The sequence below is a fragment of the Sphingopyxis sp. BSNA05 genome (genome assembly GCF_013265645.1).
Classification (GTDB): Bacteria; Pseudomonadota; Alphaproteobacteria; order Sphingomonadales; family Sphingomonadaceae; genus Parasphingorhabdus.
Window position 1 is genome coordinate 100,493 of record NZ_PYIA01000136.1, and the last position, 23,370, is coordinate 123,862.

Consider the following 23,370-nt stretch of genomic DNA (forward strand, 5'->3'; position numbering starts at 1 on the left):
GACGCCATGCTACACTCATGCGTCGTTATCATCCATCCCTGATTTGATCAGACGGGATACGAGAAATCCGACCACTGCGGCGGCGCCGATCGCCACAGCCGGGCTCTTGCGAACATATTCGCGCGCGTCTTCGACAATTTCGTCGACTTCCTTGGAATTCAGCTTCTCGGCAAAGGAAGAGACGGCATCAGCGGCCGAGCGGGCGTAGTTGCCATATTTCTCGCCGACATTGTCGTCGATCGTCTTGGCACTGTCCTCGATCATCCGGCTCAGATTCTCGATCGCGGTGCCGGTACGTTCCTTGCCCTGGCTGGCAGCCGACTTGGCTTTGCTCAGCGCGCGGTCCTTGAAATCACTCGTTGTCTCGGTTTTCGTCGCTGCAGCCTTGGTCGCACCGGCTTTCAGCGGAGCGGCTTTCTGGGCCCTGGTCGTGCGCTGTTCCGAAGTGTCCTTTGTCGTCGCCGGCTTTTTTGTCGTCGCTTTTTTCGCGGCGGGCTTTTTCGCTGCGGCTTTTGCCGGCGCCTTTTCGGTTGATTTCTTGACGTCTGCCATGATCAATATTCCTTCTTCATTTGTCTCTTGCCAACACTCCGCAAGCGGAAAGCGTTCCAATTGCGGTCCCCTTATATTCGACATGGTATCATTTGCTTCGGAATCAAGGGCGAAAGCAGTGATAAAAGCGGTTCAATGGATTGCAAGAAGCCGGTCATCGCTATAAGGCCGTGGCCATCATTTGTCCTTCAAACGGAGCCCCATCATGACCGCAATTATCGACCTTCATGCCCGCCAGATTCTGGATAGCCGGGGCAACCCGACGGTAGAAGTCGATATTTTGCTGGAAGACGGCAGTTTCGGGCGGGCAGCGGTTCCGTCCGGCGCCTCCACCGGCGCCTATGAAGCGGTCGAACTGCGCGATGGTGACAAGAGCAAATATCTCGGCAAGGGCGTCCTCAAGGCGATCGAAGCGGTCAATGGCGAGATCAAGGAAGCGCTGACCGATCTGGATGCCGAGGACCAGGAAGAACTGGACGCGGCGATGATCGCGCTCGACGGTACGCCCAACAAGGCGCGGCTTGGCGCCAACGCGATTTTGGGCGTCAGCCTCGCGGCGGCGAAAGCTGCAGCCGATGCGCGCGGTCTGCCGCTCTACCGTTATGTCGGTGGCGTCTCGGCGCATGTTCTGCCGGTGCCGATGATGAACATCATCAACGGCGGTGAACATGCCGACAACCCGATCGATTTTCAGGAATTCATGGTCATGCCGGTCGGTGCCGACAGCCTGTCGGAAGCCGTGCGCTGGGGGTCGGAAATTTTCCACACGCTGAAAAAAGGCCTGTCCGAAAAAGGACTGGCGACTGCGGTAGGCGACGAGGGCGGTTTTGCACCCAATCTGGGGTCGACCCGCGAAGCGCTCGATTTCATCATGGCATCGGTCGAAAAGGCCGGGTTCAAGATCGGTGACGAAGTGGTGCTGGCGCTCGATTGCGCCGCAACCGAGTTTTTCCGCGACGGCAAATATCATATTTCGGGCGAGGGCAAGGTGCTCAGCCCTGCAGAAATGTCGGACTATCTGGCGGCCCTGTGCAAGGACTATCCGATCAAGTCTATCGAGGACGGCATGTCGGAAGATGATTTCGAAGGCTGGAAGCTGATCACCGATGCGGTTGGCGATAGTGTGCAGCTGGTTGGTGATGATCTGTTCGTTACCAATCCCGAGCGTCTGTCGATGGGTATCAACGACGGTCTGGCCAATTCGCTGCTGGTGAAGGTCAACCAGATCGGAACGCTTTCGGAAACGCTGGCGGCGGTGCGGATGGCACATAATGCATCCTATACCGCAGTGATGTCGCACCGTTCCGGCGAAACCGAAGATTCGACCATTGCCGATCTCGCCGTCGCGACCAATTGCGGACAGATCAAAACCGGTAGTCTGGCGCGATCGGACCGGCTGGCGAAATATAACCAGCTGATCCGGATTGAGGAAGAATTGGGCAGTGTCGCACATTATGCGGGACGCTCGATCTTCAACTGATCGCCGGTTCCTCGTTTCTGGGGGGCACTTGGGCGCTGAACTGCCAAAATGGATGTTAAGCCTCTTGCCAGCGAATCACTTTTCTGATTCAAGGTGATCCATGGCGCAGCACGAAAAATTTCAGGTCTGATCAAGGCGGCTCTCGGGCCAGGCTTCGCCCTGATGACTCTGCTTGCCATTGCCGGCTATGCCGTGCTCGGGCCAACCGGCGTTCTGGCCTGGGGCGAATATCAGGCAAAACTGGAACAGCGCGGCGTCGAACTGGCCAAGCTGGAAGCCGAGCGGGACGCGCTGAGGAACAGGGTCGAACTGCTCGATCCGCGTGGCGCCGATCCGGACCTGATCGGCGAACTGTTGCGCAAGAAGGTGAATGTCATCCATCCGGACGAGATCATCGTTCCGTTGAAATAGCGGCCAGCCGCTGGAATTCGCTTATTTAATCGCGCGCTGAACCTAAGTGCTTGGGTAACGCAAAAGTTTTGGCTATGCTATTTGCTAGTCAAAAAAGGATCCCGCTCGCGTGGCAAAAGCTCCCCGGAAAACCACCCCAGCCAAAAAACTACAGCGCCAAAGCGCGCACCCGCAAAGCCCAAGCCGGTCGTCCATTCGACCGGTGGCCTGAAGGCACCGATCTACAAGGCCAGCAAGGCGGAAATGCTGGATTTCTACGAGCAGATGCTGCTCATACGCCGCTTCGAGGAAAAGGCGGGCCAGCTCTATGGCCTCGGTCTGATCGGCGGTTTCTGCCATCTCTACATCGGCCAGGAAGCGGTTGTCACCGGACTGCAGTCGGCGATCAATCCGGGCAAGGACAGCGTCATTACCGGCTATCGCGATCACGGCCATATGCTGGCCTGCGGTATCGACCCGAATATCGTGATGGCCGAGCTGACCGGCCGCGCTTCGGGCATTTCGAAAGGCAAGGGCGGCTCGATGCACATGTTCTCGGTCGAACATGGTTTCTACGGCGGCCACGGTATCGTCGGGGCTCAGGTCTCGCTCGGTACCGGTCTCGCCTTTGCCCATAAATATAAGGAAGACGGCGGTGTCTGCCTGGCCTATTTTGGCGACGGCGCTTCCAACCAGGGGCAGGTCTACGAAAGTTTCAACATGGCCGAGCTCTGGCAGCTGCCGGTGATCTTCGTGATCGAGAATAACCAATATGCCATGGGCACCAGCGTCAACCGTTCGTCTGCCGAAGACCAGCTCTACCGGCGCGGTGAAAGCTTCCGCATCCCCGGCGTGCAGGTTGACGGCATGGATGTGCTGGCGGTGCGCGGCGCGGTCGAAGAAGTGCTGAAGGATGTGCGCAGCGGCGGCGGCCCGGTTCTGATGGAACTCAAAACCTATCGCTATCGCGGCCATTCGATGTCCGATCCGGCCAAATATCGCAGCCGCGACGAGGTGCAGGACGTGCGCGAGAAATCCGATCCGATCGAGCGGCTGAAGGCGGCGCTGCTGAAACAGGGCGTGGCGGAAGAAGATCTGAAAGCTATGGACAAAAAGGTCCGGAAAACCGTGATGGAGGCGGCGGACTTCGCTGAAGAATCCCCGGAACCGGAATTGTCCGAACTCTATACTGACGTGCTGGTGGAGCAATATTGATGGCTATCCAATTGAAAATGCCCGCCCTTTCGCCGACCATGGAAGAAGGCACATTGGCCAAATGGTTCGTCAAGGAAGGCGATGAAGTCAGCTCCGGCGATATTTTGGCGGAGATTGAAACCGACAAGGCGACAATGGAATTCGAAGCCGTCGACGAAGGCGTGATCTCGAAAATCCTGGTCGCGGCCGGAACCGACGAGGTCGCGGTCGGCACCGTGATCGCCGAAATGACCGGTGAAGACGAAGAGGCCGGCTCTGAGGCCGAACCGGCTCCAACAGCCACGGCCCGGGAAGAGTCCAAGCCCGAATCCGCGGAAGAAGCCAAGCCCGAGATCATGGAGGTCGCGCCGTCGGCTCCGGTCTCGCGGGCTGATGACCCGTCGGTTCCGGCGGGCACGGCAATGGCCTCGATCACCGTGCGGGAAGCCCTGCGCGATGCGATGGCAGAAGAAATGCGCAAGGATGACACGGTCTTTGTGATGGGCGAAGAAGTCGCCGAATATCAGGGCGCCTACAAGGTGACCCAGGGGCTGCTCGACGAATTTGGTGCGAAACGCGTGATCGACACGCCGATCACCGAACATGGTTTTGCCGGCATCGGTGCCGGTGCGGCGATGGGCGGGTTGAAGCCGATTGTCGAATTCATGACCTTCAACTTCGCGATGCAGGCGATCGACCAGATCATCAACTCGGCGGCGAAGACCAATTATATGTCCGGCGGCCAGATGCGCTGCCCGATCGTTTTCCGTGGCCCCAATGGCGCGGCATCGCGGGTCGGCGCGCAGCACAGCCAGAATTACGGCCCCTGGTACGCGTCTGTTCCCGGCCTGATCGTTATCGCGCCTTATGATGCAGCCGACGCCAAGGGCTTGCTCAAGGCAGCGATCCAGACTCCCGATCCGGTTGTGTTTCTGGAGAACGAGCTGCTCTATGGGCGCTCGTTCGACGTGCCGGAGATCGAGGATTATACGCTGCCGATCGGCAAGGCGCGGATCATGCGCGAAGGCAGCGATGTGACCATCGTCAGCTATTCGATCGGCGTCGGTCTGGCGCTGGAAGCTGCTGATACGCTTGCAGGCGAGGGGATAGAGGCAGAGGTCATCGACCTGCGCACGCTGCGGCCACTGGATACCGAAACCGTATTGAAGAGCCTGGCCAAGACGAACCGCATGGTGGTCGCCGAGGAAGGCTGGCCGACCTGTTCGATCGCGAGCGAGATTGTTGCGCTGTGCATGGAGCAGGGCTTCGATGATCTCGACGCGCCGGTGATGCGGGTGACGAACGAGGACGTGCCTTTGCCTTATGCCGCCAATCTGGAGAAAGCGGCGCTGATCGACAGCGCGCGGATCATCGCGGCGGTGAAAAAGGTCTGCTACAAATAGGTTCGCGCTGTTCTAGCCGGGTCTAGTTGACGCCGTCATAGACATTGCAGTTGGCAACCGGATCGCTGCCCGTCTGGTTGTATATCTGCGTCAGGTCCCGGCGATCGCGCACATTGAAGGCACCGCGCGTCGTGATCGTGCGGGTGCTGGTGAAGGTGCTCGATATCAGCGGCTGATAGTCGTAGGAAATTTCGACGAAAATCACGGCCTGTCCGTCGGGTGCGGTTACCTTGGCACCGGTGGGTCCCATGCCGTTCACCGGGCGGGAGGCCGAATTGGCTCCTGCAGTGCCATAGCTGGACTGGTGGACTTTCTTGCCCTTGCAGCGCTGCCATTTGATATATTGGCCGCCATCGCTGTGCTTTTCGAGACTGCTGATGATGACCCGGCCATGTTCGAATATATCGATATATTTACCCGCCTGGCGATCCGCGCCGACAAACAGGTCGTTGATGTCGCTTTCGTAAATCTTCTTTTCGGACAACAGCGAGCCTTCGCCGATACGCGAGGCGTTGTCGGCGGCGTGCATGGAAATCTGGTTCACCCGCATCCGCACCATCGCGACATTGGCAATCTCTGCGCCATACATCCCGATACCCATTAATATCGGCAGCGAATAGGCCAGTTCGATGAGCGCAAGGCCGCTGGTATTGACCGCGAGAGCGGACAATATGCGTTTGACGGACAGCAAGGGCTTCCGCCGGCGGAGTTTCCTGTTCAACTGCAATTCTTTATCCCTCCCCGGTCAGACTGTTCACCGAATGGCTGGTTCCGGACAACGGTGCTGGCCTGAATGACTTCGTCCTGTGACAGCCCGATCAGCTCGGCCATGGGAAACAGCCGCGGGTAAGTCACCTTGACGGTGTAGAGAACGGCATCCTTGGCATTGCCCTGTCCGGTCGCGCCACGGTCGGCGTCCCAGCTGTCATTGCCATTGACGTCGTCATAAGGCTCGCCATTATTGCACTCGCCGTCACCATTATTGTCGGTAAAATCTTCCGGCTGCGCGACGTCGGAAAAGTCGCTGTAATTCTTCCGCGTAAATTCAAAGTCCGAAACCGGTTCCGGCTGCACGACGGGCAGCATCAGTTCCTTGACCCGATCATCGATCGAGCTGGCATTTGCCGAGCCATCGTCAAGACTGGCATCGCGGGCCGCTTTCTGCACCGAACCCTGCAGGATCGCCGTCGCGTAAATCCGGTGCCCGAGATCCAGCATGCCCATGATCAACAGGATGAGGACCGGCGCGACCAGCGCGAATTCAACCAGCGCTGCACCGGCATCATCCTTTTTCAGGGCGCGATATTTGGTCAGGAAATTCCGCATCAGTTGGTCAGTCTCAGTTGCGAGATGTCGTTTGCGATGGAGCGGAAATTGGTCAGCAGCTCGGCGCTGTTGCTGGCGTTGTAGAATTTTCCGGAAGTGGCGCAATTGCGCAGGTTGGTGATCGAACCAGCGCTCACGCCATTGCCGAAGGAGACCACCCACAAGGTGATATTCTTGTTCTTGATTGCGTTGCACATCGCCAGGAAACGGCTGTTGACCTGGGTCGTCAGATCACTGGTCGATGGCGCGCTGTTCGCCGAAGTTCTGCGGCGATCATACCATTCCACCCCGTAGGACGTATATTGCGTGCTGCTGGTCACGGTGTCGCCGTCGGTCATGAAGATCAGGTGACGGTCGATCGCTCCGCCGGTATCCGATGCGGCATTTTCCGAAGCGAAAATTCCGGTCGGCGACAGCAGGCGCGCGCCCCAGATCAGCCCGATATCATGATAGGTGCTGCCGATAGCATCGAGATCATCCAGATAGGCATCGAAATCGGATGGTGTATCCCAGCGCTGCAATTTGCGGGCTTCGTTCGCACAAGTATAGCTAAAGTTGCGGCTCAGATTGTTGGATGTGGAGACCGTTCCGCTGGTCCGGTTGCCATAGTTGTCATATCTGCCCCAGACCGCAGTTTCAAGAAGCGGGCCCCATTGGGTGGCGGGATCGCCAGTGGTCGGCATGCGGTCGATGTCGAGATCATAGGCTGCAACCGGTATCGGGCTGAAACTGGTGGTCCTGACGGTTTGCCGTTCTTCAATACAGCCATCCCAGGATACGCCGGTATCCAGACCCTCGTTGCCGACGGGCAGATCGACTGAACCGTTCCACGTCGATCCCCCGGCCTTCAGGCCGCTGACGTTGAAGGTGACCGGCTTGTAATCATAATGCGAAAACACCTGCTGCTGTTCATATACTGGCGTATTGACCTGCCGATATTCACGTTGCTCGACGATGTCCCGCGTCCGCAGTCTGATTTGGCACCGATCGTTCCGGCTGCTGTAGCTGGTGCTATAATCATATCTGCTGCCTCTTACGTCGGTATACCAACGGGTGATCTGCTGACCGCCCGACGTCCAGGTATATTCATTATATCTGGACCCTTCCGAATCCGACATATCGTCATAATCTTCGGGCTGAAGGTCATTGCAGGCGTTTCTGTTGCGGACATCATAATGGGTGTCGATCGTTGATCTGCCGCTCCAGCCGCCATCGTAATAGAATGTGCTGCCATAGAGATATGGCGTTCCCGGCGTATAATCGACGACGACATTTTCCAGCCGGGTTACCGCCTCGCGCGACTGGTAGGTCCAGCGGTCGGCAATATAATCATTGGGCAGAAGCTTCCCGACATTCACATTGGTGCTGTAGGGAACGAAGCCGAAGCGAAGATGGGCCGTGTTCTCGCTGCCCGCAGCCGGTGTCGATCCGCAATCCTCGTCGCTATTCCTTTTGCCAGGGTTTCGTAGAAACATTTCACCGCCGAACGCAGTCCGCGAATTCTGGCGTTTGAAGCTTCTCTGTTGCCGTTGTTGCTGCAATAGGAAGAGCCGGTGTCCGGACAGTTCATCGACCCGGTCGTATCCAGAACGAACATGACGTCGGTATTGGGAATGCTCATCGAAGCATCGCATTCGACGGACACATCCTTGGTACCGAAGCCGAACATCTGCATCACCGCCATATCGACTTTCACCGAGGCAATGCCGGTTACCGTTCCGGCATTTTCGGAAAAGGAGGATGTCCCGTCATAGGATCCGAAGGCGTCGGTCTCGAAATTGGCCTTGAACATATTCTGGGCGGACGTGTTGCTGGTTGCGGTCCAGTTGCCGCTGCCCATCTGGCGTCGGCCCGCCAGCGCGCCGGCATCGCATGCCTGCTGCAGACGCGTCTGCACCAGATAGATACGGCTGACATCGACACCACCGCCGATCATGGCGGCGAGCGGGAATATCGCCATGCCGGCCATGGCAAGCGTGTTGCCGGCAGTATTTGAACGCAGCTCTTGCAAAAAGACTTCGCTGTTTTCATCTTGTTCCTGTTAACCATGCCATGCCCTTGATTTATATGCGAACAGCAGCGCCATCCCATTTCAGTGCGGTGTGCCTGATAGCGAGAAAAGGGTTAGTGACGGCGCAATAGGCATGGTTAAGGCCATGTTTACCTTGATTTTCGCAGAAAACCGTTGACGCCACGTCCATGTCTGACACGGTTTTACAACTGGAGCCTATCCACAGGTTGATTCACGCTTATGCAAAGCAGGGGCAACGGCCCCGATACGCTTTGCTGTTCGCGCTCGATGCCCGTTTCGCCGATATAATCCGGTCGACTTCGGAAATATTGATTGGACAGATGCGGTTAACCTGGTGGCGCGATATTTTAACCAAGCCGGCGGCGGAGAGACCGGCGGGCGAACCGCTGGTCGCTGAGCTCAATATGCTTGAGGAACAGGGAGAGAATCTTGCGCCGCTTCTGACGTTGCTCGATGGCTGGGAAGCGATGCTGGACGACTTCCCCTGGGGCGACCGCGAGTTTGAAAATTATGCTGCCGCGCGCGGTCGTGGCTTCTTCGCGTTCGGACTCGCGGATGAGCAATTACTGAACCCCCGGCAGGCTGAACTGGCGCGGGCCTGGGCCTTGTGGGATTTTGCCCGTCATTGTTCGGATGCCGGGATGCGGCAATCGGCGTTCGATCGCTGCAGCACCATCGTGAAATCCCAGGGCGCACCGGATTTTGACAGAAGCGGACGACCGCTCTCAATCCTCTGCAAACTGATGATCCACGATGTTAGAAAGGGGCAACTGGCTGCCGATCTTTATAGTCCGGCCAGCGCCGCGCGTATCATCTGGCACGGGATTGCTGGCCGCTAGACCCTGGACCGGTCGCCGCTCCACAGCGGATTGGGCCCATGACAAAATTTCTCGCCGGTGCCGCCGGGATGTTGCTGCTGCTGACCGCAGGCCTGTTTCTGTGGATCGGGGCGGAGGGCCAGGATATTCCGATACCCGAGGCACCGCCACCGCCGGAACAGCCTGATCCCGAAATCCTGCCGGTTGCCGACCCGGACGCGAGACGGTCGGGCCGACGCCGCCGGAAGCCTATAAGGCGACGCGGGAGGAAATGCGGTTCAACCGCTATGACCGCAATCGCGACGAGGCGATCACCCGTCTGGAAATGATGAGCAGCCGGACCGACGCGTTCCGCAAGCTGGATACGGACGGCAACAATCTGCTGACCTTCGAGGAATGGGCGATTTCCACCAGCGAGCGCTTTGCCGGCGCGGACAGCGATGGAAACGGCCGGCTGACCCGCACGGAATTCCGGACGACAAGGCCGAAACGATCAGCGTCGCGGTGCAAATGCTAGGCGAGTTGCACGCCCTCTGACGACAGGGGTTGCAGCCACCGGGCGAAATCAGCCCGGGCTCTGGTCGTATAGGCTTCCTTGCGTTCCTTCTTCTTGATCCGCTGCTCGAAGGGCGGGAAAAGACCGAAGTTGACGTTCATCGGCTGATAGTCGCGCGCATCGGCACCGCCGGTGATATGCGACAGCAAGGCGCCGAACGCGGTGGTCTGCGGGGGCAGGGTGAAGGGCTCGCCGCGGATCTCGGCCGCGACCATTCGCCCGACCATCAAGCCGACCGCTGAACTTTCGACATAGCCTTCGCAGCCGGTGATCTGGCCGGCAAAGCGGATATGCGGCGCTTTCTTCAGACGCAATTCCTGGTCAAGCAGCTTCGGCGCGTTGATGAACGTGTTGCGGTGCAGTCCGCCCATCCGCGCGAATTCGGCATTTTCGAGACCGGGAATCGTCTTGAGCAATTCCGCCTGCGCGCCATATTTGAGCTTGGTCTGGAAGCCGACCATGTTCCAGAGCGTGCCGAGCGCATTGTCCTGCCGCAGCTGGACCACGGCATAGGCGCTCTCGCCGGTATGGGCGTTGGTCAGTCCGACCGGCTTCATCGGGCCGAAGCGCAATGTTTCCGGACCGCGGGACGCCATGACTTCGATAGGCATACAGCCTTCGAAATAGGGCGTATCCTTTTCCCATTCCTTGAAATCGGTTTTCTCGCCGTCGAGCAGGCCCTGGATGAAGGCTTCATATTGCTCGCGGGTCATCGGGCAGTTGATATAATCCTTGCCGTCACCTTCCGGTCCGACCTTGTCCCAGCGCGACTGCATCCAGGCGATGTCCATGTTGATGCTGTCCTTATAGACGATCGGCGCAATCGCATCGAAAAAGGCCAGCGAATCCTCGCCGGTGGCTGCGCCAATACTCTCGGCCAGAGTCATTGCTGTGAGGGGACCGGTCGCGACGATGGTCAGACCGCTTTCGGGCAGCTGGTCGATTCGCTCACGGACAATCTCGATATTGGGATGTTCGCTCAGCCGCTTGGTGACGCCTTCCGAGAAATGGTCGCGGTCGACGGCCAATGCTGAGCCGGCGGGCAGGCGGTGCTTGTCGCCTTCCCCGATGATGATCGAATTGAGGTCGCGCATTTCCTGATGCAGCAGCCCGACCGCATTTTTCTCCGCGTCATCGGAGCGGAAGCTGTTCGAGCAAACCAGCTCGGCCAGTCCCTCGGTCTGATGGGCCGGGGTCATGTCGCCGCCGCCCCGCATTTCGGAAAGGCGCACTTTTACGCCCTGTTCCGCGAGTTGCCATGCTGCTTCTGAACCGGCGAGCCCGCCGCCAATAATATGTACATCTGTCATGCGCGCCTTAGTGTTGCGCCAGCGCCGCAATGTCAATCTGGCAGTCCGGCTTGTTGCGTGTTAGAGACATCTGCGACGAGGGGGAGACCAGAATCCGATGAAAAGTGCATTTGCCGAAAACCGACCGTTCCTGCTGCTCAGCCTGCTGTTCGGAATCAGCTATTATTTCGCCTGCGTGCTCAACAGCCCGGAACTGCCGGAACCGCTGATTGTCCTCTGGAAGGGACTCGGCGTCAGCTTTCTGGCGATCTACGCTCTGGTCCGGTTGCACCGGCTGGATGGCAAGATCGTCGGGGCAATCATGGCATTTGGCGCGATTGGCGACATGACGCTGGAATATGACATGCGGATCGGCGCGGGCGCGTTCATGATTGGCCATCTGATCGCCATCGGTTTCTATTCGCGCTATCGTCGCCACAAATTGGGGCTGAGCCAGAAAATCTTCGCGATTCTTCTGGTGCCGCTCTCGGTCTTCATCGCCTGGGCTTTGCCATCCAACAGGGCCGACGCGCTGGTTGTCGGACTCTACTGCCTGTCGGTGGCGGTGATGGCATCCATGGCCTGGACCAGTCGCTTTTCGCGCTATCAGGTCGGCGCGGGGGCGATCATGTTCCTGGTTTCCGACCTGCTGATCTTCGCGCGGATGGGTGCACTGGAAAACAGCTTCATCCCGACCCTGCTGGTCTGGCCCCTATATTATTTCGGCCAGTTCATGATCGCGACCGGCATCGTCCGAACCCTGCGCCACGAAATGGCTGCCGACAGCGCCGATCCGGTTCACGCCTGATAAGCGGCAATCGTGGTCCGGTGCAAAAGCCGGTCGTGCCCATCATAGCCACCGGTCGCGCAGTGCAGAACCGACCGATTATCCCACATGACCAGCATCCCGGCTTGCCACTTGTGGCGATAGATAAACTCCTCGCGGCTCTGCCAGGCATATAGTTGCTGCAGCAGGGGCAGGGCTTCTTCCTGCGCCACGCCTTCGAAGCCGATAATATAGCCCAGACAGCTGAACAGTCCGGGGCGACCGGTTTCAGGATGGTCGCGAACCAGCGGGTGTGTCTGGGTTTCGCGCGCGGACTCATCGGGACGGATTGCCATGCTGCGGCCCTCGTCCTTCTCGCCATAGGCACCATCGGGGGCATAGGCCATCTGGGCGCTGTGAATCGCGGTCAGGCCTTCATAGCGAGCGCGCATTTCGGGCGGCATCGCATCCAGCGCAGCGTGCTGGTTTGCGAATAATGTGTCGCCGCCGACGGGGGGAATGGTGATGCCGAGCAGACAGGTTCCCGCAGGCGGATGCTCCTGAAAGCTCCAGTCACTGTGCCAGTTTTCGGCGAATAATGGAGATTTCTCGTCGGCATCGCGGCGGATTGCGGCGATGTGCTGGCGGCCTTCGATCGGGTCGAAAAACGGGTCGTGGCCGAAGGCACCGAAATAGCGCGTGAATCGCTCCAGATCATCATCACCCATGGCCTGGCCCGGAAAGGACAGGACATGGTGCTTCAGCCAGGCGATGCGTATGTGCTCAATCTGTTCGGAAGAAAGCGGCAAGGTCAGGTCGATGCCAGTTACCTCGGCCCCGCAGGCCTGCCCGGACGGTGTAACCTTCATCGGCTTTCCCTTCGATATTTTCCGTTCGTGCGTAGCCTGTCGAAGCACCTCTTTCTAGTGAGAGGCGTCCTTCGACAAGCTCAGGAAGAACGGCATTAGATCATTCGGCGTTGTCTTCTTCCGGAGCTTCTGGCTCAGCCGCAACGTCACCGTCGGAAACGCCTGATCGACCATTTCCTCGACCACTGCGTCTTCCGCTTCGTTTTCCGGTTCTTCTTCCTCGTCAATCTTGGCCGCGCCGACGACATGTTCGCCCTTGGCGACGTCGAACAGTTTCACGCCCGAGCTGTTCCGGCCGATCACCCGCATGTCCGCGACCTTCATGCGGATCAGCTTGGCCTGGTCGGTGACCAGCATGACCTGTTCGTCATCCGCGCCCGGAAGCTGGCGACGACCGTGCCGTTGCGCTTGATATTGTCGATATTGAGAATGCCCTGGCCACCACGGCCCGACTGGCGATATTCATAGGCGCTCGAGCGCTTGCCATAGCCATTGGCGCAGACAGTCAGAATAAAATCCTCGGTCTCGCTGAATTCGGCCATCCGTTCGGCGGACAGTTCGGGTGCGTTCTCATTATCCTTCCATGGAGCGGCCTTGAGATACTGGTCGCGCTCCTCGGTCGAGGCTTCGAAACCGCGCAGGACGGACAGCGAGATAACCTCGTCGTCGCCCTTCAGCGCGATACCGCGGACACCGGTGGATGTCCGGCTCTGGAAGGAGCGGACGGCATCGCCGGCAAAGCGAATCGCCTTGCCGTTCTTGGTTGCGAGCAAGACATCGTCATCATCGGTCAGCAGTTTCACGCCGATCAGGCGGTCATCGCTGTCTTCGTCAAATTTCATCGCGAATTTGCCGTTGGACGGCACGTTGGTGAAACTGTCCATGCTGTTGCGCCGGACGCTGCCCTTGGCGGTCGCGAACATGACGTGGAGATCGGCCCATTCGGCTTCGTCTTCCGGCAATGGCAAGACAGTCGAAATGGTTTCCCCGTCTGCCAGCGGCAGCAGGTTGATCATCGGCCGGCCCTTGGTCTGCGGCCCGCCTTCGGGCAATTTCCAGACTTTCAGGCGATAGACCTTGCCGTGGGTCGAGAAGAACAGCACCGGCGTATGGGTCGAGGTCACGAACAATTCGGTGACCGCATCCTCGTCCTTGGTCGCCATGCCGGCGCGGCCCTTGCCGCCGCGACGCTGGGCCCGGAAGGTGTCGAGCGGAGTCCGCTTGATATAGCCGCCATGAGTCACGGTCACGACCATTTCGGACCGTTCCATCAGATCTTCGTCTTCCAGACCGTCCCAGGCTGCGGTTATCTCGGAGAGGCGCGGCGTGGCGAACTGGTCGCGCACTTCTTCCAGCTCTTCGCGCATCACCGCGTAGAGTTTCGCCCGGTCGGCCAGTATAGCGAGATATTCCTCGATAGCGGCGGCCAGTTCTTTCAACTCGTCGCCGATTTCCTCGCGGCCGAGCGCCGTCAGTTTCTGCAGACGCAGATCCAATATGGCTTTCACCTGGACCGGCGACAATTTGTAGCTGTCGCCCTCGACATCGGTTTCGGTCGCTTCGACCAGCCGGATATAGGCGGCAATCTCGGCGATCGGCCATTCGCGGCGGAGCAGGGATTCGCGCGCTTCCGCTGGAGTGGAGGAACCGCGGATGATCCGCACGACTTCGTCCATATTGGTGACTGCAACCACCAGGCCAAGCAAGATATGCGCCCGCTCGCGCGCCTTGTTCAGTTCGAACTTGGTGCGGCGGGTGATGACTTCCTCGCGGAACTTGACGAAGGATTCGATGATGTCGCGCAGCGTCAGCACTTCGGGGCGGCCGCCGCGAATCGCGAGCATATTGGCCGGGAAGCTCGATTGGGCAGGGGTGAAGCGCCAGATCTGGTTGAGCACCACATCTGCGGTCGCGTCGCGTTTCAGCTCGATGACCACGCGGACACCGGCGCGGCTGGATTCGTCGCGGATGTCGGAGACGCCCTCGATGCGCTTGTCTTTCGCGGCTTCGGCGATTTTTCGACCAGACCGGACTTGCCGACCTGAAAGGGAATCGATGTCAGGACGATCGAACGCTTGTCGCCGCGTCCTTCCTCGATCTCGTGGCGGGCGCGCATCATGATCGATCCGCGGCCATCCTTGTAGGCCGCGCGGGCGCCGGACTGGCCGAGGATCAACGGCGCGGTCGGGAAATCCGGTCCGGGGACGATTTCGATCAGCTCGTCGATGGTGATTCCCGGATTTCGATATAGGCGAGGCTGGCGTTGATCACCTCACCCAGATTGTGCGGCGGGATATTGGTCGCCATGCCGACCGCGATACCGCCGGCACCATTGACCAGCAGATTGGGGAAGCGGGCCGGGAGCACGCTTGGCTCCTGCAGGCTGCCGTCATAATTGGGAATGAAATCGACAGTGTCCTTGTCGAGATCGTTTAGCAGGAAATTGGAAACCTTGTTCAGCCGCGCTTCGGTATAACGCATCGAAGCGGGCATATCCGGATCCATCGATCCGAAATTGCCCTGACCGTCGATCAACGGCACGCGCATCGACCAGTCCTGCGTCATCCGGGCAAGCGCCATATAGATCGCGCTGTCGCCATGGGGATGATAATTGCCCATCACGTCACCGACGATTTTCGCGCATTTCCGATAGGGCCGTCCGGCGACCATGCCGCCTTCCTGCGCTGCATATAATATCCGGCGATGGACCGGCTTCAGACCATCGCGCACATCGGGCAGCGCACGGCTGACGATGACCGACATGGCATAGTCCATATAGCTGGTTTTCATCTCGTCGACGATATCAATCGGTTCGATATTGGATGGCGACGGTGGAGTGGTCTGTTCGTTCACAAACGGGCCTTTTTCATAGGTTTTTCTTGTCGGTTCTTCTAGGGGATCGGACCGGCAAAAGCCAGCCTTTCGGGCCAGTTTTACAATAATATTACACTGCCCGAATCAGGGTTGGATTTCCGTACCGTCCCACGCGAAAATCTTTCCGCTGTCGGCGGGTTTCAGCGCTTCAAGAACGGTCAGAAGCTGGCGGGCGGCGCGCACGGAATCGAACAATTTTTCCGGCGGAACATTGCCCTGAAATGGGACGCTCAGCCCCGTGTCCACCGTGCCCGGATGCAGCGCGACGATTATTGCCCGGTCATTCTTGCGCGACCATTCGATGGACAGGTTGCGGATCATCATGTTGAGCGCTGCCTTGGACGCACGATAGCCGTACCAGCCACCCAGACGATTGTCCGAGATACTGCCCACCCGGGCGGAGAGTGCGGCGAATCTTGTCGCCTCGCTTCTTTCCATCAACGGCAGGAAATATTTGGCCACGAGCGCGGGGCCAATTGCATTGACCTGGTAATTTCTGATCAGCCAGTCCGCCTCCAGCTGACGCAGGCTTTTCTCCGGACCCTTGCCGTCTTCGTGAAGCAGACCGGTGGCGACAAAAACGAGCGAGGGGGTGATCTGCTTGTCCGCGAGCCAATCCGCCGCGTTGCGGATGCTGTCCTCTGAGGTCAGGTCGAGCGGGACAGGGCCGTCACCCGATCGCGACAGGCGGATGACGGTGTCATATTCGCCGCCGGCTTCCAGCGTATCGGCGACGGCGCCGCCAATCCCGCCGGACGCGCCGACCACGACGGCGGTCTTTGCGTTCATGTCCGCAGGAAGCGAAGGCTGTTTTCCGTGCTGCTGTCGGGGTCATAGCGGTAACCGTCATAGTCGAAGACCTTGAGCGCTTCCGGATCGGTCAGGTGATTCTCGCATATATAGCGCGCCATCATGCCGCGGGCGCGCTTGGCTTCGAAGCTGATGAACTTGGGGCCGTCGGGACTGTCCTTGCGGAAATCGACTTCGATGATCCGGCCGGGCAATTTTGCGACATGCGGTTTGACCGAGGCCCAATATTCGTTGCTCGCCAGATTGACGACGGTCTCGCTGCCGATCTGCTCCATATCGGAGGCGAGCGCCGCTGCGATCTTGTCCTTCCAGAAATCGGTCAGCTTGCTGTAACGCGGGGCCCATCTGGTGCCCATTTCCAGCCGGTGGGGGCGGATAGGATCCAGCGGCCTCAGCAATCCGTAGAGGCCGGAGAGGATTCGCAAATGGTCCTGGGCAAAGGTCATCGCCTCGTCGCTGAGGCTGCTGGCCTCGAAGCCGGAATAGACATCGCCATTATAGGCGTAAATCGCGGGCCGTTCCGGCTGCTCGTAAAATGCGCTGTACCGTTTGCGGTTCAATGCGATCAGATTGTCCGAGACCGGCATGATGGCTTTCAGCTTCTTGACCGTCAGATTGCTGATCGCGCTGGCCAGTTTTTCCGTTTCGTCGGGAAAGCGGTTTTCGGAGGGCGGGGTGGCCGGAATGGCGGATTCAAAATCCAGCGATTTGGCGGGGGATATGATTGCAAGCACGCGATTTTACCTCATTATACTCTATCTGGATGGTCGCCGGTGGCAGCGGGCCCGGACTGTTCAACCTCTATTCAGCGCATTAACGCTAGAAAAGACGAGAAAGCTTGGTAATAGGGCCAAGAGTGTGTGGTGCAACCATATTCCGGAGAACCCGTTTCTCCCAAATAATTATCATCCGGAGGATATTCATGCGTTTTTTATCTCATTTTCCATGGCCGTCGCATTGGCAACGGTTGGCGCGCTGGCCCTGACGGCTGTGCCGCAGGAAGCCGAGGCCGCAAAGAAAAAGGCGAAAGGCCCCAAGAATAGCAAGGAATTCACTGCGGTGATCGTTCCTGTCCAGAAGGCGATGGAAGGCGAAGACCCTGCGTCCGCCAAGCCGCTGATGGAAAGTGTGCTGGCCCAGACCTGGACCGGCTTTGACCAGTTTGTCGCCGGCCAGTTCGCGGTCAATCTCGGCGTGAAACTGAAAGACCAGGGTCTGCAGGAAAAGGGCCTGACGGCCATGGTTTCCAGCGGCATGGCGCCGGCGGAGCAGCTTCCCGCGTTCAACTTCTATCTCGGTAATTTTGCCTTTGGCGACGAACGCTGGAGCGAGGCGGAACATTATTTCCAGGCAGCCTATGATCTCGGCTATCGCGGCAATAATTTCGAACCGCTGCTGGCCGAGACTTATTTCAAGCGAAACATGCCCACGGAAGGTCTCGCCAAGTGGGACCAGATCATCAAGGATGCAAATGCATCCCAGACCAAGGCGCCGGAAACATGGTACCGGCTGGCTCGCGACCGCGCGCTGGCGACCGGTGACATGGGCACATATGCGACCTGGGCGGCAAAATGGGCTGCGGCTTATCCTTCCGGAGATTCCTGGGGCGACGCCGTATCGGCCACCCGTCGCACATTGAAGGCCGACAGCACCCAGAATCTGGAGCTGTTGCGTTTCATGAAAACCACCGGCGCGCTCAAAACCTCAAACGATTACAAGGAATATGCCGAGGAAGCACAGCGCAAGAATCTGTTCGGTGAAGTGGTTTCGGTTCTCGAAGAAGGCCAGCAGAATGGCACGGTGGGTGCATCCCACCCGTTGATCGCAGAACTGCTGGTGCCGGCGCGGCGTGAAGTGTCCGCCGACAAGGCATCCTTGCCAGCCCAGCCTTCCGGGGTCCGTGGTTCCGGTAGCAGCTCGGTCATGATGAATTTTGCCGATGTCTGGCTGGGGTACAAGGACTTTGACAAGGCCGTGGCCTTTTATGAAGCCGGTCTCGCGAAACCGAGTGCAGACATGAACCGCGGCTATATGGGTATCGGTACGGCCCATGCCTATGCCGGCAATTATGCCGCAGCCAAACAGGCCTTCAGCAAGGTGTCGGGAGCCCGTGCACCGCTGGCTGGAATGTGGCAGACCTGGATTGGACAGCAGACGGCGCCAGCAGCTCCGGCACCGGCTCCTGCGCCAGCCGCGCCGGTAGAACCCGCTAGCTAGTCGGCTATCAGATGAAAATTTGAAAAAGGGCGCTCGCGGCGCCCTTTTTTATGCCTGAACCGGCCTGATCAATCCTGGATCGGAACGCCGGGCAAATGTTTGGCCGAGCGGATCGTCAGCGATGTCTTGACGCTGGCGACATTGGGTGCTGCGGTCAGCTGGCTGGTCAGAAAACTCTGGAATTGCTGGAGATCCTTGGCAACCACCTTCAATATGAAATCGATCTCGCCGTTCAGCATATAGCATTCGCGGACTTCCGGAAGCTTCTGCACATGCTCTTCGAACGCCTGCAAATCGGCCTCGGCCTGGCTTTTCAGGCTGACCATCGCGAAGACCGTGATCGTATAGCCCATTTTGGCAGGATCAATTGCGGCATGATAGGAGTTGATCACCCCTTCGTCTTCCAGTGCCCGCATGCGGCGGAGGCACGGCGGGGCCGTCAGACCGACGCTGTTTGCAAGCTCCACATTGGTAATCCGGCCGTCATCCTGCAGCCGTTGCAGGATTTTCAGGTCAATTTCGTCCAGGTTCGTATCAGCCATAGAGATGTAATATCCGTTCGCGAATCATTTGATCGTTATAATATAATAAGCAGTCCAAGCAACGCTTTCTCCCATGTCCCACATTGTGACGCGAAATTTTCATCCCTTCCCGTTGCCGCCCGAAAGGGTTATCACCCAGTTAACAATTGGATAGACCACCTATTTTCGGGATCTGATATTGCGCTTCGATGACCGCCTGACCACCGTGCTCAAGGGGAGCCTGCCGGAAGGCGCTGGCGCCGCTACGCAATGGCGACAAGTGATCGATCTTCTGGCGCAAAAACCGGCAGGACTGGCGAATGAGGATGTGCAGGCGGGCCTGACCCGGCTGCGCGATCTGCACGAACGGGTTTCCGAACAGGATCGCGTCACCGCTGTGCAGTCGCTGAACGGCCGTTTGCGCTCGGCGCCTCTGCTCGTCTATTTGACCGCCGACAGCGACGCGGTCTGCGACGCGGCAATGGCCGCTGCGGACCTGTCACCGGAAATCTGCGCAGACGCATTTCCGCGGCTTTCGCCCCGTGCCCAGCAGATATTGCGTGCGCAGGGCTTTGCTGTTGCAGAAGAGCAGCCGGTCGCGCCAGCCGAAGAGGATGCGCTGCCGCACGAAAATGGTGCAGACACAGATGTCGCGAAGGAATCATCGGCCGAACCGTCAGCCGATGCCGCCGAAAAACTGGCGGAATCGCAGATCAGCGCGCTGGTCGAAAAAATCGCCGACTATCAGAAGAACCGCCCGGCCGAAATGCCGCGCGCGCCGGTCAGCGACAGCGGCAGTAAAGGCTTTTTGCCGAATCGCTCGAGACGATCCGTTTTGAAACCGATGAATCGGGTACGATCAACTGGACCGAAGGACCGCCGATGGGCGCCATCGTCGGGGTGACCATTGCCCAGCCGGCTTTCGATGAAGGGCCGGGGCCCGACGCTTATGGCGCGGCGGCTTTTCGCCAGCGCATGCCGATGGAAAATGCCCGGATGCGGCTTTGCGGTGCGGCAATTGTCACCGGCGACTGGCGGATGAGCGCGATCCCCTGCTTCAGCGAGGAGACCGGTCGTTTCGAGGGCTATCGCGGAATCATGCGGCGACCCAATATGGCCGAGGACGCGGGCCATGGCGGCATTGACGTCGAACGCCGCGAGCAGCTCCAGCAACTGATCCACGAACTGCGCACTCCGCTGAATGCGGTGATCGGGTTCAGCGAGATCATCGAGCAGCAGCTGTTCGGCCCGGCATCCTATGAATATCGTTCGCTGGCCCGCAATATCATGGATGAGGCGCGGCGGCTGCTGGCCGGTTTTGAAGATCTCGATATCGCGGTGAAGGTCGATTCCGGCCAATTGCCCGAATCCAGCGGCACCACCAAGGCCGACTGGCTGTTCGAGCGGATGACGCAGCGTCTGCAGGGACTGACGCAGAGCAAGGTGGTCGAACTCAATATCAGCAAGGCCGAGCCGGTTCGCCCCTTCGCGCTCGATGGCGAATCGGTGGAACGGATATTTGCCCGGTTGCTGTCGGCCGCGATCATTTCCTGCGAGAACGGGGAAACGCTGAAGGGCGAATTGCGGACCCGGATTGGCGTGCAGCCGACCAACCAGTTTACCTTGTCGCGACCGTCGCGGATCAAGGATGTTGCCGAAAGCATTTTGCTCGATCCATCCCAGGGGATTGATGGGGATGCCGGTGAATCCTCGCTGTTGGGCCTGGGATTCTCGCTGCGTCTGGTGCGGAATCTCGCGCAGTCGGCCGGCGGTTCGCTGACCATAAACGCGGATAACATTGCCTTGACCCTTCCGGCAGCGACGACTAGCAAAATCAAAATTCGGGAAACGGAATCAGAATAGACTGTCTGTTTGTGGCTTTGTTTTCGCGAGAATGCGGGCAACAGCGAGGAGATGGACATTTCGGCACAGGGTCATCATCCGATGAAAATCCGGCGACAGGACAGCCATGTCGTCTGGCCCGAAAATTTCGGACGGCGCTTTCTTGTCTCGGTGGATACGGAAGAGGAATTTGACTGGGACGCTCCGTTCCAGCGTGAAGGCCATACGACCGTGTCGGTTCCCGAATTGCAGGCCTTTCAGCAATTTTCCGAATCCCTGGGTTTCAAGCCGGTCTATTTTATCGACTATGCGATCGTTCAGGACGACCGGGCAGTGGCGTTTCTCCGGAGCGTAGCGGAAAAGAAAAGCGCGGAAATAGGCGTGCATCTGCATCCCTGGATCAATCCGCCCTTTGAAGAACAAGTGAACGTTCACAACAGCTTTGCCGGCAATCTGCCGAAGGAGCTGGAGGAGCAGAAGCTGGTCACCTTGCGCGACGCGATCCGCGACAGAATCGGCATCACACCGGTAATTTTTCGCGCCGGACGCTATGGTATCGGGCCGCACACGACCGGGTTGCTGGTCAAGCACGGCTTTGTCCTGGACAGCAGTATCCGGCCGCGATTCGATTATAGCGGGCAGGGCGGTCCGGATTTTCTGGCGGTCGGGCCGGAGCCTTTCTGGTGGGCCGAGGGCGACGACAAGCTTCTCGAAGTGCCGCTCACCACCGTCTATTCCGGGCTGTTGCGCAAGCAGGCGGGCGTGGTTGCGGGGTTCATGGAGAAATATCCGCTGGTCAATGCCGTCTGCTCCCGCAGCAAGATGCTGGAACGCATCCCCCTGACGCCCGAGGGCATTTCCGCCCGCGAGACCAAAGAAGCCATAGACGTTGCGCTGGACGATGATTTGCGGCTGCTGGTGTTCTCTTTCCACTCTCCCTCGTTGTCGCCCGGCCATACGCCTTATGTGCGGACACAGGAGGACCTGGACGGTTTCTACGGCTGGTGGCGGGAGGTGATCGCCCATCTCGAGACGAGAGGGGTGAAACCCGTCGATACCGGCGAACTGGTGAAAGCCGCTTCCGGCGAATAGGGTCGCCTGACCGCCAATCGCACGAATTGCGATGATCGGTCTTGCCAAATCATCACAGCATCCGCTATCGCACCATCCCATTGAGATCTGCCTGGAAAAGCTGCTCATACGGGCCTGTAGCTCAGTTGGTTAGAGCTGGCCGCTCATAACGGCTAGGTCGGGGGTTCGAGTCCCTCCGGGCCCACCATATTTTTTCCAAAGCCGTGAATCGTTCTGCTTCAGAGCAACGGCAAAAAGAAGCGTAAAAACCCTTTGCTTTTCGTAAAAGCACCGCCTAGGGGAAGCGCGCGTCGGGGAGTGGCGCAGCCTGGTAGCGCACCTGTTTTGGGTACAGGGGGTCGCAGGTTCAAATCCTGTCTCCCCGACCATTTTATATTTTGGCAATCCCCGCCGGCGGCTTGTATGACCCAAACATCTTGCTCGCCGGCGTTGCCGTCTCCCCTTATAAACATCTCATGAAACTGTGTCGTCGTTTGGCGGGTGGGTGGCGCTTTGACAGCGGCTCTATCCCCGATTGTGAACTGGTGTCAGTCGTTATTAATATTGATAATCATTCGCATTGACTTCTTGCCTCGGCCACCTAGTAGTTGCGAACGATTCGCATAAGGGGGCATCATGAAGAACTTTGTATCGCGCCGCGCTTTGACAGCGCTGTATCTTGCCGGTGGCAGCGCCTTGGCTTTATCCAGCCCGGCGCTGGCGGAAGAGCAGGCTTCCAATGATGAAGCACTAATCACCGTCACAGGCGAACGGATCGAACGTTCGCTTCTCGATACGGCTTCCAGTGTTGCGGTTTTCGATTCCGCGCGTCTTGCCGAGCAGGCGGGCTCCGACCGGATAGAGCAGATTCTTGACATTGTGGCCAATGTGCAGCGCGGATCTGGCGATCTCGGGGTTACCATTCGCGGTCAGGACACGACAGGCGTGTTGATCGGTGCCAATGCGTTTCTGGGTGGCACACGCCCCCGCGCGACGCTGCGGCTCGATGGTCGTGCGCTGAACTATAATGAATTTATCTATGGTCTTGGATCGATCTGGGACGTCGAGCGGATCGAAGTTTTCCGCGGGCCACAGACCACCACCCAGGGCCGTAACGCGATCGCCGGTGCGATTTTGTCGAAACCAAGGATCCGACCTTCGAATTTGAGGGCGCTGCCCGCGCGATCGTCGGTAATTATGATACGGTCCAGACATCTCTGGCGCTCTCCGGCCCACTGGTCGAGGATCAGCTGGCCGCCCGGATATCGATCGACCGGCGCGAACATGATAGCTGGATGAACTATGCTGATCCCGATATTTTGTCGGTGCGGATCGCGAAGATGATGATTTTATCAATGTC

At 58.7% G+C, this 23,370-nt stretch carries 21 protein-coding genes, 2 tRNA genes and 2 pseudogenes; 14 read left to right on the forward strand and 11 right to left on the reverse strand.

Annotated features, from left to right (window positions below):
- Positions 1-15 precede the first annotated feature (15 nt).
- Positions 16-552: a hypothetical protein gene (locus C8024_RS15910; protein WP_173206923.1), complete on the reverse strand. Its 537-nt coding sequence runs from the start codon at positions 550-552 to the stop codon at positions 16-18.
- Between the two features lie 205 nt (positions 553-757).
- Here C8024_RS15910 and eno point away from each other — a divergent pair, with 205 nt between their 5' ends.
- From eno to C8024_RS15930, 4 genes are all read left to right on the forward strand, one after another.
- Positions 758-2,032, forward strand: coding sequence for a phosphopyruvate hydratase (eno, locus tag C8024_RS15915; RefSeq protein ID WP_100094978.1), 1,275 nt, complete (start codon positions 758-760; stop codon positions 2,030-2,032).
- 162 nt (positions 2,033-2,194) lie between these two features.
- On the forward strand, positions 2,195-2,443 hold the full coding sequence (locus C8024_RS15920) for a septum formation initiator family protein (RefSeq protein ID WP_173206926.1): 249 nt from the start codon (positions 2,195-2,197) through the stop codon (positions 2,441-2,443).
- A gap of 81 nt (positions 2,444-2,524) precedes the next feature.
- Positions 2,525-3,637, forward strand: coding sequence for a pyruvate dehydrogenase (acetyl-transferring) E1 component subunit alpha (gene pdhA / locus C8024_RS15925; protein ID WP_254306002.1), 1,113 nt, complete (start codon positions 2,525-2,527; stop codon positions 3,635-3,637).
- Complete coding sequence (locus C8024_RS15930) at positions 3,637-5,019, forward strand: pyruvate dehydrogenase complex E1 component subunit beta (RefSeq protein WP_173206928.1); 1,383 nt, start codon at positions 3,637-3,639, stop codon at positions 5,017-5,019. Before pdhA ends, C8024_RS15930 begins: the two co-directional genes overlap by 1 nt.
- 22 nt (positions 5,020-5,041) lie before the next feature.
- Here the strand turns inward: C8024_RS15930 and C8024_RS15935 are convergent, their stop codons facing one another.
- The 4 genes from C8024_RS15935 to C8024_RS15950 are packed head-to-tail and all read right to left on the reverse strand — an operon-like array spanning position 5,042 to position 8,356.
- A complete protein-coding gene (locus tag C8024_RS15935; protein WP_173206930.1) occupies positions 5,042-5,740 on the reverse strand; it encodes a TadE/TadG family type IV pilus assembly protein in 699 nt (232 codons plus the stop codon).
- A complete protein-coding gene (locus tag C8024_RS15940) occupies positions 5,737-6,345 on the reverse strand; it encodes a TadE/TadG family type IV pilus assembly protein (RefSeq protein ID WP_173206932.1) in 609 nt (202 codons plus the stop codon). The genes C8024_RS15935 and C8024_RS15940 overlap by 4 nt, the downstream gene beginning before the upstream one ends.
- The gene (locus C8024_RS15945; protein ID WP_173206934.1) at positions 6,345-7,703 is read right to left on the reverse strand and encodes a hypothetical protein; all 1,359 of its coding nucleotides are present in this window, start codon (positions 7,701-7,703) and stop codon (positions 6,345-6,347) included. The genes C8024_RS15940 and C8024_RS15945 overlap by 1 nt, the downstream gene beginning before the upstream one ends.
- A complete protein-coding gene (locus C8024_RS15950; RefSeq protein ID WP_173206936.1) occupies positions 7,700-8,356 on the reverse strand; it encodes a TadE/TadG family type IV pilus assembly protein in 657 nt (218 codons plus the stop codon). Before C8024_RS15950 ends, C8024_RS15945 begins: the two co-directional genes overlap by 4 nt.
- Positions 8,357-8,544: 188 nt before the next feature.
- On the opposite strand from C8024_RS15950, the gene C8024_RS15955 reads away from it, so the two are divergent.
- Positions 8,545-9,216 (forward strand): hypothetical protein, encoded by a 672-nt coding sequence (locus C8024_RS15955; protein ID WP_173206938.1) that lies wholly within the window; start codon positions 8,545-8,547, stop codon positions 9,214-9,216.
- A 38-nt stretch (positions 9,217-9,254) separates the two neighbouring features.
- Positions 9,255-9,712, forward strand: a pseudogene (locus C8024_RS22070) (hypothetical protein).
- Here the strand turns inward: C8024_RS22070 and trmFO are convergent.
- Positions 9,709-11,061 carry a methylenetetrahydrofolate--tRNA-(uracil(54)-C(5))-methyltransferase (FADH(2)-oxidizing) TrmFO gene (trmFO, locus tag C8024_RS15970; protein WP_173206946.1) on the reverse strand — a complete coding sequence of 451 codons (1,353 nt, stop codon included), beginning with the start codon at positions 11,059-11,061 and terminating at the stop codon, positions 9,709-9,711. The pseudogene C8024_RS22070 and the gene trmFO overlap by 4 nt on opposite strands.
- A gap of 97 nt (positions 11,062-11,158) precedes the next feature.
- Here trmFO and C8024_RS15975 point away from each other — a divergent pair, with 97 nt between their 5' ends.
- Positions 11,159-11,848 (forward strand): lysoplasmalogenase, encoded by a 690-nt coding sequence (locus tag C8024_RS15975; RefSeq protein WP_100094969.1) that lies wholly within the window; start codon positions 11,159-11,161, stop codon positions 11,846-11,848.
- Here C8024_RS15975 and C8024_RS15980 read toward each other — a convergent pair.
- The 4 genes and pseudogenes from C8024_RS15980 to yaaA form a co-directional block, all read right to left on the reverse strand.
- Entirely contained in the window at positions 11,839-12,675 is an 837-nt protein-coding gene (locus C8024_RS15980; RefSeq protein WP_173206949.1) for a TauD/TfdA family dioxygenase, read from the reverse strand. The two genes, C8024_RS15975 and C8024_RS15980, sit on opposite strands and share 10 nt — an antisense overlap.
- A 54-nt stretch (positions 12,676-12,729) precedes the next feature.
- Positions 12,730-15,528: pseudogene (gyrA, locus tag C8024_RS15985) on the reverse strand (DNA gyrase subunit A).
- 105 nt (positions 15,529-15,633) lie between these two features.
- Complete coding sequence (locus C8024_RS15990) at positions 15,634-16,338, reverse strand: SDR family NAD(P)-dependent oxidoreductase (RefSeq protein ID WP_173206952.1); 705 nt, start codon at positions 16,336-16,338, stop codon at positions 15,634-15,636.
- Positions 16,335-17,093, reverse strand: coding sequence for a peroxide stress protein YaaA (gene yaaA, locus C8024_RS15995; protein WP_173206954.1), 759 nt, complete (start codon positions 17,091-17,093; stop codon positions 16,335-16,337). Before yaaA ends, C8024_RS15990 begins: the two co-directional genes overlap by 4 nt.
- A gap of 211 nt (positions 17,094-17,304) precedes the next feature.
- Between yaaA and C8024_RS16000 the strand changes: the two genes are divergently transcribed.
- Positions 17,305-18,576, forward strand: coding sequence for a hypothetical protein (locus tag C8024_RS16000; protein WP_173206956.1), 1,272 nt, complete (start codon positions 17,305-17,307; stop codon positions 18,574-18,576).
- A gap of 68 nt (positions 18,577-18,644) precedes the next feature.
- Here the strand turns inward: C8024_RS16000 and C8024_RS16005 are convergent, their stop codons facing one another.
- Entirely contained in the window at positions 18,645-19,118 is a 474-nt protein-coding gene (locus C8024_RS16005) for an Lrp/AsnC family transcriptional regulator (protein ID WP_100094963.1), read from the reverse strand.
- A 178-nt stretch (positions 19,119-19,296) separates the two neighbouring features.
- Here C8024_RS16005 and C8024_RS16010 point away from each other — a divergent pair, with 178 nt between their 5' ends.
- The 6 genes from C8024_RS16010 to C8024_RS16035 all read left to right on the forward strand — a co-directional run bounded on the left by C8024_RS16010 (position 19,297) and on the right by C8024_RS16035 (position 23,309).
- Entirely contained in the window at positions 19,297-20,001 is a 705-nt protein-coding gene (locus C8024_RS16010; RefSeq protein ID WP_173206958.1) for a hypothetical protein, read from the forward strand.
- On the forward strand, positions 19,980-20,960 hold the full coding sequence (locus tag C8024_RS16015) for a HAMP domain-containing sensor histidine kinase (RefSeq protein ID WP_173206960.1): 981 nt from the start codon (positions 19,980-19,982) through the stop codon (positions 20,958-20,960). Before C8024_RS16010 ends, C8024_RS16015 begins: the two co-directional genes overlap by 22 nt.
- 51 nt (positions 20,961-21,011) lie before the next feature.
- Positions 21,012-22,031 carry a polysaccharide deacetylase family protein gene (locus C8024_RS16020; protein ID WP_254306003.1) on the forward strand — a complete coding sequence of 340 codons (1,020 nt, stop codon included), beginning with the start codon at positions 21,012-21,014 and terminating at the stop codon, positions 22,029-22,031.
- A gap of 110 nt (positions 22,032-22,141) precedes the next feature.
- Positions 22,142-22,218, forward strand: a tRNA-Ile gene (locus C8024_RS16025).
- A gap of 104 nt (positions 22,219-22,322) precedes the next feature.
- Positions 22,323-22,399: transfer RNA gene (locus tag C8024_RS16030), tRNA-Pro, on the forward strand.
- A gap of 247 nt (positions 22,400-22,646) precedes the next feature.
- Entirely contained in the window at positions 22,647-23,309 is a 663-nt protein-coding gene (locus C8024_RS16035) for a TonB-dependent receptor plug domain-containing protein (RefSeq protein ID WP_173206962.1), read from the forward strand.
- The last annotated feature ends 61 nt before the right edge of the window (positions 23,310-23,370 follow it).

Excerpts from the sequence above, each read along its gene's own strand:
- C8024_RS15910 (WP_173206923.1), bottom strand. The coding sequence starts at position 552 with ATGGCAGACGTCAAGAAATCAACCGAAAAGGCGCCGGCAAAAGCCGCA.
- eno (WP_100094978.1), top strand. The coding sequence starts at position 758 with ATGACCGCAATTATCGACCTTCATGCCCGCCAGATTCTGGATAGCCGG.
- C8024_RS15920 (WP_173206926.1), top strand. The coding sequence starts at position 2,195 with ATGACTCTGCTTGCCATTGCCGGCTATGCCGTGCTCGGGCCAACCGGC.
- C8024_RS15930 (WP_173206928.1), top strand. The coding sequence starts at position 3,637 with ATGGCTATCCAATTGAAAATGCCCGCCCTTTCGCCGACCATGGAAGAA.
- C8024_RS15940 (WP_173206932.1), bottom strand. The coding sequence starts at position 6,345 with ATGCGGAATTTCCTGACCAAATATCGCGCCCTGAAAAAGGATGATGCC.
- C8024_RS15955 (WP_173206938.1), top strand. The coding sequence starts at position 8,545 with ATGTCTGACACGGTTTTACAACTGGAGCCTATCCACAGGTTGATTCAC.
- trmFO (WP_173206946.1), bottom strand. The coding sequence starts at position 11,061 with ATGACAGATGTACATATTATTGGCGGCGGGCTCGCCGGTTCAGAAGCA.
- C8024_RS15975 (WP_100094969.1), top strand. The coding sequence starts at position 11,159 with ATGAAAAGTGCATTTGCCGAAAACCGACCGTTCCTGCTGCTCAGCCTG.
- C8024_RS15980 (WP_173206949.1), bottom strand. The coding sequence starts at position 12,675 with ATGAAGGTTACACCGTCCGGGCAGGCCTGCGGGGCCGAGGTAACTGGC.
- C8024_RS15990 (WP_173206952.1), bottom strand. The coding sequence starts at position 16,338 with ATGAACGCAAAGACCGCCGTCGTGGTCGGCGCGTCCGGCGGGATTGGC.
- C8024_RS16000 (WP_173206956.1), top strand. The coding sequence starts at position 17,305 with ATGGCCGTCGCATTGGCAACGGTTGGCGCGCTGGCCCTGACGGCTGTG.
- C8024_RS16005 (WP_100094963.1), bottom strand. The coding sequence starts at position 19,118 with ATGGCTGATACGAACCTGGACGAAATTGACCTGAAAATCCTGCAACGG.
- C8024_RS16015 (WP_173206960.1), top strand. The coding sequence starts at position 19,980 with ATGGGCGCCATCGTCGGGGTGACCATTGCCCAGCCGGCTTTCGATGAA.
- C8024_RS16020 (WP_254306003.1), top strand. The coding sequence starts at position 21,012 with ATGGACATTTCGGCACAGGGTCATCATCCGATGAAAATCCGGCGACAG.
- C8024_RS16035 (WP_173206962.1), top strand. The coding sequence starts at position 22,647 with ATGAAGAACTTTGTATCGCGCCGCGCTTTGACAGCGCTGTATCTTGCC.